General features: G+C 64.7%; 8 protein-coding genes. All 8 read right to left on the bottom strand.

The window, feature by feature from the left end:
- Positions 1-82: 82 nt before the first annotated feature.
- Positions 83-763, bottom strand: coding sequence for a response regulator (locus A5791_RS17700; RefSeq protein ID WP_067239590.1), 681 nt, complete (start codon positions 761-763; stop codon positions 83-85).
- Entirely contained in the window at positions 763-3,342 is a 2,580-nt protein-coding gene (locus tag A5791_RS17695; RefSeq protein ID WP_067239588.1) for a sensor histidine kinase KdpD, read from the bottom strand. Before A5791_RS17695 ends, A5791_RS17700 begins: the two co-directional genes overlap by 1 nt.
- Before the next feature lie 11 nt (positions 3,343-3,353).
- Positions 3,354-4,268, bottom strand: a complete 915-nt coding sequence (locus tag A5791_RS17690; RefSeq protein ID WP_067239585.1) for a potassium-transporting ATPase subunit C — start codon at positions 4,266-4,268, stop codon at positions 3,354-3,356.
- A 1-nt stretch (position 4,269) separates the two neighbouring features.
- On the bottom strand, positions 4,270-6,438 hold the full coding sequence (gene kdpB, locus A5791_RS17685) for a potassium-transporting ATPase subunit KdpB (RefSeq protein ID WP_369828095.1): 2,169 nt from the start codon (positions 6,436-6,438) through the stop codon (positions 4,270-4,272).
- A 13-nt stretch (positions 6,439-6,451) separates the two neighbouring features.
- Complete coding sequence (kdpA, locus tag A5791_RS17680; protein ID WP_067239583.1) at positions 6,452-8,122, bottom strand: potassium-transporting ATPase subunit KdpA; 1,671 nt, start codon at positions 8,120-8,122, stop codon at positions 6,452-6,454.
- A complete protein-coding gene (locus tag A5791_RS27280) occupies positions 8,122-8,211 on the bottom strand; it encodes a K+-transporting ATPase subunit F (RefSeq protein WP_067239581.1) in 90 nt (29 codons plus the stop codon). Before A5791_RS27280 ends, kdpA begins: the two co-directional genes overlap by 1 nt.
- Positions 8,212-8,457: 246 nt before the next feature.
- Positions 8,458-9,972 carry a cell wall metabolism sensor histidine kinase WalK gene (locus A5791_RS17670; RefSeq protein WP_067239579.1) on the bottom strand — a complete coding sequence of 505 codons (1,515 nt, stop codon included), beginning with the start codon at positions 9,970-9,972 and terminating at the stop codon, positions 8,458-8,460.
- 7 nt (positions 9,973-9,979) lie between these two features.
- Positions 9,980-10,501: response regulator transcription factor (locus tag A5791_RS17665; protein WP_067239577.1), on the bottom strand; the 522-nt coding region annotated here is incomplete at its 5' end.

Genomic DNA, 10,501 nt, shown 5'->3' with positions numbered 1-10,501 from the left:
AGTTGTCGCGCTGAGGTGGACAAAAAGCTGTGTGTCCCACTTCCGGGGACGGATGTGACGGATGTGACTAGGGCGGCGCCCGCTATGCCTCGAAGCGATAGCCCATACCCGATTCGGTCAGCAGATGCTTGGGCTGCGACGGATCATCCTCGAGTTTTCGTCGCAACTGCGCCAAATACACTCGCAGGTAATGGGTCTCGGTCGCATACGTCGGACCCCACACCTCCTTGAGCAGTTCCTCACGGCCGACGAGCTTGCCCCGATTGCGCACCAGCACCTCGAGCATGCCCCACTCGGTGGGTGTGAGATGCACCTCGGCACCGTTCTTCGTGACCTTCTTTGCAGCCAGATCCACTGTGAACGCATCGGTTTCGACAATCGGCTGCTCCAGTTCGGACGCCGCGGTGTTGCGGCGGACCGCGGCCCGCAGCCGGGCCAGAAACTCGTCCATACCAAAGGGTTTCGTCACGTAGTCATCGGCGCCGGCATCCAAGGCCACGACCTTGTCCGACGAATCCGTGCGCGCGGACAACACGATCACCGGTGCCGTCAACCAGCCTCGCAGCCCACCGAGCACCTCGATACCCGAGATGTCGGGCAAACCGAGGTCGAGGATCACCACGTCTGGCCGGTGCTCGGCAGCAGCCCGCAGAGCGCCCGCACCCGTCGATGCGGTGATGACCTCGTAACCCCGTACGGACAGATTGATTTTGAGCGCACGCAAGATATGCGGCTCGTCGTCGATCACCAAAACGCGTGTCATCATTCACCGCCTCGACGCGGCGCCGCCAGATCCACCACCACGGTCAGTCCACCGCCTGGCGTATCGCCGGCCTGAATAGTGCCGCCCATGGCCTCTACGAAACCACGCGCGACGGACATTCCCAGCCCGACACCCATGGTGTTGTCGTGATCACCGAGCCGCTGGAAGGCCTCGAAGATCTGATCCTCGGCCCCGTGCGGAATTCCGGGGCCTTCGTCGATGACGTTGATCAAGACGCGATCGCCCACCCGACCCGCATTGACCCGGACCACACAATTGGGCGCGTACCGCAACGCGTTGTCGATCAGATTGGCGAACACCCGTTCCAGCAGTACGGCGTCGGCCATCACCACCGCGTCCCCGACATCCACCTTGACGCGATCGATGGCGGACCGGTAGAAACCGGTGGCTCCCTTACCGATGCTGACCAGCGCGCGCTGCACCGTTTCCTCCAGGTACACCCGCTGCAGATCCGGACGGATCACACCGGCGGCCAGGCGCGACGAATCGAGCAGGTTGCCGACCAGCGCTGTGAGCTGGTCGATGGATTCCTCGATGGTCGCCAGCAATTCGGCAGTGTCTTCGGCGGAGAAGGCGACGTCCTCGGCCCGCAGGCTGGACACGGCCACCTTGGCAGCCGCCAGCGGCGTGCGCAGGTCGTGGCTGACCGCTGAGAGCAGCGAGCGCCGCAACTCGTCGGCTTGCACGATCGCCGCGGCGCGGCTGGCTTCTTCCGCCAGTTCGCGTTGCCGGACCAAGCCCGCGGCTTGCCGGGCCACCGCGCTGAGCACCCGACGGTCGCGGGCGGCCAACTTCTTGCCGGCCATCAGCATCCAGAACTCGTCATCGCCGACCTCGATCGCGGTGTCAGCGGAATCAACGGTGACGCACGGGTCCTTCCCCACGCTCGCAACCAGGTAGCCTTTGTGCTTGCCTCTGCTGCCGGCGTCCCCGGAAAGCTCCCGCAGCATGCTGACCGCGCGCTGTGAATACGTCTCGCGCACCCGTTCCAGGAGCGTCTCGAGATCGGCGCCGCGCAGCACCGAGCCCGCGAACAGCGTCAGCAGTTCCGCCTCCCGCGAAGCACGACGGGCTTCGCGGGTGCGACTGGCCGCGCCGTCGACCAGGACGGCGACCGCAACCGCGATCAGCAACAGCACCAATTCGGTTACGGCGTTGTTGGGTTCGGCGATGGTGAAGCTGTGCCGCGGGGCAATCAGGTAGTAGTTCAGCAGCAGCCCGGATAGCACCGCCGAAAGCGCCGCCGGGGCAACACCTCCGAACAAGCCCACCAGCAGCACCCCGATGAAGAACAACGCGCTCTCGCCGCCGGTGTTCAGGTACGGGTCCAGCACCGTCACCCCGACCGTGCAGATTGCTGACGGGACGGCGAAGGCCGCGAGCCAGGATGCGACGCGTCGCTCGCGAGGCGCGAGCGACGCTAACCGGAACCCGCGCCGCGACTCCTCGTGGGTGACGATGTGCACGTCGATCTTGCCGGACAGCTGGACGATGGTCGGGCCGATGGCCTCGTCGAACAAGCGCGGCCACCGCGACCGCCGGGAGGTGCCGATCACCAACTGGGTAGCGTTGATCTCACGGGCGAAATCGAGTAAGGCTCTGGGTATGTCGTCACCGACGACGGTGTGCAGTGACGCGTCCAGGCTGTTCGCCAGCTCACGGATCTTGCTCATCCGCGCCTCCGAGAGACCCGCCAGTCCGTCGCCGCGAATCACGTGCACCACCATCAGCTCGGCACTGGACTTCGACGCGATTCGGGATGCGCGGCGCACCAACGTCTCCGACTCCGGACCGCCGGTGATCGCCACCACGACCCGTTCGCGGGCTTCCCAGGTATCGGTGATCTTGTTCTCCGCACGGTACTTCGCCAGCGCGGTATCGACCTGATCGGCCAGCCACAGCAGCGCCAATTCCCTTAGCGCGGTGAGGTTTCCGCGGCGGAAGTAGTTGGACAGCGCCGCGTCGATCCGTTCCGGTGCGTAGACGTTGCCGTGGGACAGCCTGCGCCGCAACGCCTCCGGCGTGATGTCGATGAGCTCGACCTGCGAGGCCTCGCGCACGATCGAATCCGGCATCGTCTCCTGCTGTTCGATGCCGGTAATCTGGGCGACGACATCGTTGAGGCTTTCCAGGTGCTGGATGTTGACCGTAGAGATCACCGTGATCCCGGCGTCCAGCAGTTCCTCGACGTCCTGCCAACGCTTCTGGTTCTTGCTGCCCGGTGTGTTGGTGTGGGCGAGTTCGTCGACCAGCACGACCTGCGGATGACGCGCCAGCACGGCGGGAACGTCGAGTTCGGGGAAGCTGCCGCCGCGGTATTCGATGTAGCGCGGTGGAATGAGTTCAATGCCTTCCAGCAGCTCAGCGGTCTTGCGACGGCCATGGGTCTCGACGACGGCGGCCACCAGGTCGGTGCCACGTTCCAAACGCCGGTGCGCCTCCCCGAGCATCGCGTACGTCTTGCCGACGCCCGGAGCCGCACCCAGGTAGATGCGAAGCTCTCCACGCTTGGGATGCTGCTCGCGGAGGCTGACGTCGTCGGTCACGTCAACCATCATCCTCCGCGGCGCTAGCTCGCGACCGGATACCGATGGTCGAGTTGCAGATTGAGCTGTAGGACATTGACCGCCGGCTCACCGAAGAACCCGCCACTCAGGTTGGCCTGGACCATTTCACGGATCTGCTGCGGCGTGACATGCCGCGCCTTGGCCACCCGGGCGACCTGGATTTCGGCGTAGGCCGGGGAGATGTCGGGGTCCAGGCCGCTCCCGCTGGCGGTCACCGCATCGGGTGGAACCCGCGGATTGTCCGGCGCGGCCCCGCGAATCGGCACCAGCCGACCGTTCGCATAGTCCTCGCCGTAGGCCGCGCATTCGACCCGGACGCCTTCGTAAATGTCCAGGAAGGTCTGGCGCGACGCTGCGCACGGTTCGTTGACGCTGACCACCCTGCTGGGGTGCAGCACGTAACCGCGCGGGTCACGGGGGCCGATCACCGACAACACCGCACCCACTCCGTCGCCCGTGCAGAACGGCCGCGCGCCCTGAACACCTTCGAGTTTCGCGACAGCTGCGCTGCGCGAACACACCTGCGTCAGCAAGCTCGGCTTGAACCCGGCGTCCGCCGCGCTGGCGCCGGCGGCCAGCTTGGCCGGATCCGCCGGGGTGTCCACGACACTTTCGGGCCCCAGGTTGCTGCCTCCGCTCGATAACGGGTCATAGCCGTTGCCCGCCGCCGACGGCCGGCTCTGGAAATACTGCGGCAGCGGGTCGCCCGACCTGTCGGCGAACGACTGGCCGATCAGCTTGCTGCCGACGGGTTTACCCGCTGCGGTGATCATCGAGCCCTGGGCTTTGTCATGCAGCCCCGGCAGCAGGCTTACCAGCCAAATCAGCAGCGGGTAGGCAAAACCCAGGATCACGGTCAGCACGAGCAGCGCGCGCAGTGCGGCCCAGTGTTGACGAACGAGGTTGGTGACGTTCATTTCAGGCCATCCCCGGCAGCAGTTGAACCAGTAGGTCTATGAGCTTGATTCCGATGAACGGCGCGACGATGCCGCCCAGACCGTAGATGTACAGGTTGCGACTGAGCAGCTTTGACGCGCGGCTGGGCGTATACCGAACGCCTCTGAGCGCCAACGGAATAAGCGCGACTATGACGATCGCATTGAAAATCACCGCCGACAGGATCGCCGACTGCGGGCTGTGCAACCGCATGACGTTGATCAGGTCCAGCCCGGGGAACAGGGCCACGAACATGGCCGGGATGATCGCGAAATACTTGGCGATGTCGTTGGCAATGGAGAACGTGGTCAACGCCCCCCGGGTGATCAACAGCTGCTTACCGATTTCGACGATCTCGATGAGTTTGGTCGGGTCGGAGTCCAGATCCACCATGTTTCCGGCCTCTTTGGCCGCGGAGGTACCGGTGTTCATCGCCACGCCGACGTCGGCCTGAGCGAGCGCCGGGGCGTCGTTGGTACCGTCACCGGTCATCGCGACCAGGCGACCGCCCTGCTGCTCACGCTTGATCAGCATCAGCTTGTCTTCGGGCGTTGCCTCGGCGAGGAAGTCGTCGACACCGGCCTCCTCGGCGATCGCCTTGGCCGTCAACGGATTGTCACCGGTGATCATCACCGTCCGGATGCCCATCAGACGCATCGCATCGAAGCGGTCGCGCATGCCCTGCTTCACCACGTCCTTCAGGTGGATGACACCGAGCACCTCCGCAGTCTCGACAACGCCATCGGAAGCCTTGACCGAAACCACTTGGCCGACAACAAGAGGTGTGCCGCCGGCCGCCCCGATGCCATCGACGATTTCACCGAGTTCAACCGGCACGGTGCCGCCGTGATTGCGTACCCACTCGGCCACCGAATTGGCCGCGCCCTTGCGCAGCTGGCGCCCATCGAGGTCGACGCCCGACATCCGGGTCGCTGCGCTGAATTCGACCCAAGACGCGTTCGCGAGCTCCCCGGGAGTGCGGGCGCGCAGCCCATAGGCCTCTTTGGCGTATACGACGACCGAACGGCCCTCGGGAGTTTCGTCGGCGAGGCTGGACAGTTGTGCCGCGTCGGCCAGCTCACCGTGAGTCCGGCCGGGCATCGGAATGAATTCCGACGCTTGGCGATTGCCCAGCGTGATGGTTCCGGTTTTGTCCAGCAGCAACGTGTTGACGTCACCGGCCGCCTCGACCGCCCGGCCAGACATGGCCAGCACGTTGCGTTGCACCAGTCGGTCCATGCCGGCGATGCCGATCGCCGACAATAGCGCGCCAATTGTGGTGGGGATCAGGCAAACCAGCAGCGCCACCAGCACGATGCCGCTGATGCCGTTGCCGTCCAGAGCCTGGGTGTCGGGCACTCCGGGGTTGTTGGCCTTGGAGTAGATCGCCAGCGGCTGCAGCGTCGCCACCGCGAACACGAAGATGATGGTCAGCGCCGCGAGCAGGATGTTGAGTGCTATTTCGTTGGGTGTCTTCTGCCGGTTGGCGCCCTCGACGAGTGCGATCATCCGGTCGACGAAGCTCTCGCCCGGCTTCTGGGTGATCTTGACCACGATGCGATCCGAGAGCACCGTTGTCCCGCCGGTAACCGCTGAGCGGTCGCCGCCGGATTCGCGGATCACCGGTGCCGACTCGCCGGTGATAGCCGATTCGTCCACTGAGGCAATGCCTTCCACCACATCGCCGTCTCCCGGAATGACTTCACCAGCGGCTACCACCACGATGTCGCCCTGCTGTAACAGCGGCGCCGCGACGTCTTCGGCCGCACCGCCGGCCCTTTCCAGAAAGCCGGGCGACCAGTTCCTGAGTCGGTGCGCGATGGTGTCGGCCTTCGACTTGCGCAGGGTGTCGGCCTGGGCCTTGCCGCGCCCTTCGGCTACAGCCTCGGCCAGGTTCGCGAAAAGCACTGTCAGCCAAAGCCAGAACACGGTCAGCCAGCTGAACCAGGTGTCGTCGGTGAATGCGAGCACTGTCGACCACACAGCGCCGATTTCCACGATGAACATCACCGGGTTGCGCCACAATGTGCGCGGATCGAGCTTGCGCAGCGCGTCGGGCAGTGACTTGAGCAGTAAGCCCGGGTCGAGTCGCCCCCCCTGAAGCTTTTCGCCCGGTGGATGGCCGCTATGCCGACGGGTGGGAAAACTGATCGTCGTCACGGTGTCAGTGGATCCCTTCGGCGAGCGGCCCAAGCGCCAGCGCGGGCAGGAAAGTCAGGGCAACCAGGATGACCGTCACACCGACCAGCAAGCCCACGAATTGCGGCTTGTGGGTGGGCAGGGTGCCACTGGATTCCGGAGTCGCACCCTGACGTGCCAGTGAACCTGCCAGCGCCAGCACCAAGATCATCGGCAGGAATCGGCCGAACAGCATTGCCAGGCCCAAAGCCGTGTTGTACCAAACGGTATTCGCCGAGAGACCGGCGAATGCGGACCCGTTGTTGTTGGCCGCCGAGGTGAATGCGTACAGCACCTCGGACAAGCCGTGCGGCCCGGTATTGGCCATGCCTGCGCGCTCATCTGGCAGTGCCATCGCGACTGCGGTGCCGACCAGCACGATGAGCGGCGTGATCAGGAAATAGCCTGCGGCCAGCTTCATTTCGCGCGGGTTGATCTTCTTGCCAAGGTATTCGGGTGTCCGGCCCACCATCAAGCCCGCAACGAAAACCGTGATGACCGCGAGGATCAAGATGCCGTACAGGCCGGAGCCGGTACCGCCCGGCGCGACCTCGCCCAGCTGCATGTTGAACATCGCCATCATGCCGCCAAGGCTGCTGTACGAGTCGTGCACCGAATCTATTGCGCCCGTTGACGTCAACGTGGTCGCGTCGGCGAAGACGGCAGACTCGGCAACCCCGAAGCGTTGCTCGACGCCTTCCATGCTCGCGCCCGCAGCGGTCGGGACGGTGCCATGGTGCTGCAGCTGGAACAGCATCATGAACGTGACGCTGATGGCCGCGATGACGCTGACAACGGCGGCAATCGCATAGCCCTGCTTTTTGCTGCCCACCATGCGGCCAAAGGTGCGCGGCAACGAGAAGGCGATCACCAGCAACAGGAAGATCTCCAGCCAATTCGTCCAGGCGGTCGGGTTCTCGAACGGATGCGAGGAGTTCGCGTTGTAGAAACCACCGCCGTTGGTGCCCAGCAGCTTGATCGCTTCCTGGCTGGCGACGGGTCCGCCGGGGATGGTCTGATGGCCACCGGCCAGCGTATCGACCACCTGGTCATTGAGGTGGAAATTCTGGATGGCGCCGCCGGCGACCAGAACGACGCTGGCGAGGGCGGCCATCGGCAGCAGGATGCGCAGCGTGCCGCGGACCAGGTCCACCCAGAAGTTGCCGAGTTCGTTGGTGCGATGCTGGGCGAACCCGCGCACCAGTGCGACGGCCACGGCCATGCCGACGGCGGCTGACACGAAGTTCTGCACCGCCAAGCCCGCCATTTGGACCAGATGACCTTGCGTGGATTCGCCGGAATACGCCTGCCAGTTGGTGTTTGTGACGAAGCTGACGGCCGTGTTCCAGGCCAGCGCCGGTGTCATCTTGGTTGCGGGGTTCGAGAGATGCAGCGGCAATTTGCTCTGTACCAGCTGCAGGATGAATAGGAAAATGACGCTGACTGCCGAAAATGCCAGCACGCTACGGCCATAGGTGGCCCAGGTCTGCTCCGACTCCGGGTTGGCACCGATCAGGCGGTAGACGAAACGTTCGGTACGCGAATGCTTTTCGGAGCTGTACACGCGATACATGTAGTCGCCCAACGGCACATGTGCAGCCGCCAACGCAACGACGAGCAGCGCAAGAAACGCGACACCCGCCGCGGTAGCGCTCACTAGAACCGTTCCGGGAAGACCAGGGCCGCAGCAAGCAGCAGCGCGATCAGGACAGCCAAAGTAAGGCCGACAAAATTGGCAGCGCTCACGTCACTTCAATCCAACGTTCAGCACGGCGCCAAGCGCGGCAAAGGCCGCCACCGTCAGCAGTAGGAACATCATCACGGACATAGCTGTCTTTCGTGCGATCGACGATCGATTGCGGGCAACATTGACCCGATGAGCAGGACACGGATGAGGCTAGGCGCGGCCCGGGCCGTGTGCCGTATCCGTTAACGGATTCTTTACGGCTTCGCGCGCGACTTTTGCGGAATTTGGGCTTCGGCCCAGATTCGTTACGCGGGCTCGCTGACCGGATCGTCGATCATCGGGATTCGTACCCGAAAAACAGTGCGGCCGTTGGCGGACTCGGCGGTCACCGAGCCATGATGCGCCTTGACTATCGAGCTGACGATGGCCAGGCCTAGTCCGTTACCCGACCCGTTGGTTCGCGACTTGTCGGCGCGAACGAAGCGCTGGAATAGCCGCGGGAGGATCTCGGCGTCGATGTCGGGTCCGTTGTCCTCGACCGTCAGCTCGGCGAACGGCGCCTCGGGCCCGTGGTCGTGGCGCGTGATCCCAGTGGTCACCGTGACGCCGGGCGGCGTATGCACCCGGGCATTGGCGAGCAGGTTGCTGACGAGTTGGTGCAGCCTGGCCTGATCACCGCGGACCCACACCGGTGTATCGGGCAGGTTGGTGACCCAATTGTGGGTGGTCGCCGCGACCGCCGCATCGTTCACCGCGTTGATGGTGAGGTCCGCCAAGTCGACGTCTTCGGTCTGCAGATCTTCGCCCTCGCTCAGCCGGGAAAGCAGTAGCAGCTGGTCGACGAGTGACGTCATGCGCCGCGCCTCGGACTCGATGCGCGCCAGCGCGTACTCGGTGGTCGGCGGAAGCGCCGAACTGTCTTGGCGGGTGAGTTCGGCATACCCCTGAATCGACGCGAGCGGAGTCCGCAGTTCATGACTGGCGTCGGTGATGAATTGCCGCATCCGCAGATCGGAGTCGGCGCGATGCGCCAGCGCGCTATCCACGTTGTCCAGCAACCGATTCAGCGTGTGTCCGACGATCCCCACCTCGTTGTCCGGGTCGGTGTCCTGCGGCGGCACTCTGGTGCTGATGCGGTGATCGTCGCCGGTGAGCGGCATCACGGCAACCTCCGCGGCGGCTGCGGCGACCCGTTGCAGCGGTCGCAGGGCGAACCCGACCACCCAGATGGTGAGTCCCGCCGTGATCAGCAGCGCCGTCGTGACCAGGATGGTGGTGGTGATGTTCTTGCGGGCGATGATCTGCTTGGCCAGGTTCAGGGAGACCCCGACCACCAGCACGTCGGAACCCTGGATGCTGCAGTCGACGCGGTAGGAACCCAGGCTGCCGAACTTTTCGGTACGTGGTGGTCCGTCGGCCCACTTCTGGGCTTGGATCGCGCGGACGACGTCGGGCGGCGCCGGACGCGACCCGTCCTCGGAGAAGACTGCAGAGCCGACCACGACGCCGTCGTGCAAGACGGCGATCAGGTTTCCCGGTGTCTGCCCCGGAAACTCGAGCAGCGCCTCGGCCACCGGGGGAGTGGTGGCGTGGGCCGGGGAATGTTCACCGTTGCGGTAGCGGTCGTACGAGTGTGTGAAGGCGTGCAGGGATTTGGCGACCTCCGCGTCGTTCATCGTGGTGACGTAGCCGCGGAGGGTCAGCACGGAGACGACGCCGACGGCGACCAGCACGATGCTGACCACCAGCAATACACCTAAAAGCAACTGGCGGCGCAGCGAACGCGGAAGCCACCGGGGGGTGTTCCGGTCATCGCTCATTGAGTGATTATTCGGGCGGTCGCAGCATGTATCCAACACCGCGCACAGTATGGATCATGGGCTCCCGGCCGGAGTCGATCTTCTTCCTCAGGTACGAGATGTACAGATCGACGATGCTGGTGCGGCCGGCGAAGTCATAGTTCCAGACCCGGTCGAGGATCTCGGTGCGGCTCAGCGCCCGGCGCGGATTGCGCATCAGGAAGCGAAGCAGCTCGAACTCGGTCGAGGAAAGCGATATCGGCTGGCCCCCGCGAGTGACCTCACGGCTGGCGGTGTCGACTTTCAGATCGCCGACCTTGAGCGACTCGCCGGCCGGCGGACTCTGCTGGCTGGACCGCCGTAGCAACCCGCGCAGCCGGGCGACCAACTCCTCGAGGCTAAACGGCTTGGTCATGTAGTCGTCGGCGCCGGCGGTCAGTCCGGTGACGCGGTCCATGACCGAGTCGCGGGCGGTCAGGAACAGGGTGGGGGTGTATGCGTCGGATTCGCGCACCCGCCGCAGAATGTGCAGGCCATCCACGTCGGGCAG

This window comes from Mycobacterium sp. 852002-51163_SCH5372311 (genome assembly GCF_001667115.1).
GTDB lineage: Bacteria > Actinomycetota > Actinomycetes > Mycobacteriales > Mycobacteriaceae > Mycobacterium.
Note: the sequence above shows the minus strand (reverse complement) of the source record. Positions and strands in the feature narration are given on the sequence as shown.

Bases quoted from the DNA above. Each gene is read 5' to 3' on its own strand.
- A5791_RS17695 (WP_067239588.1), bottom strand. From the start codon at position 3,342: ATGATGGTTGACGTGACCGACGACGTCAGCCTCCGCGAGCAGCATCCC.
- A5791_RS17700 (WP_067239590.1), bottom strand. From the start codon at position 763: ATGACACGCGTTTTGGTGATCGACGACGAGCCGCATATCTTGCGTGCG.
- A5791_RS17690 (WP_067239585.1), bottom strand. From the start codon at position 4,268: ATGAACGTCACCAACCTCGTTCGTCAACACTGGGCCGCACTGCGCGCG.
- A5791_RS17670 (WP_067239579.1), bottom strand. From the start codon at position 9,972: ATGAGCGATGACCGGAACACCCCCCGGTGGCTTCCGCGTTCGCTGCGC.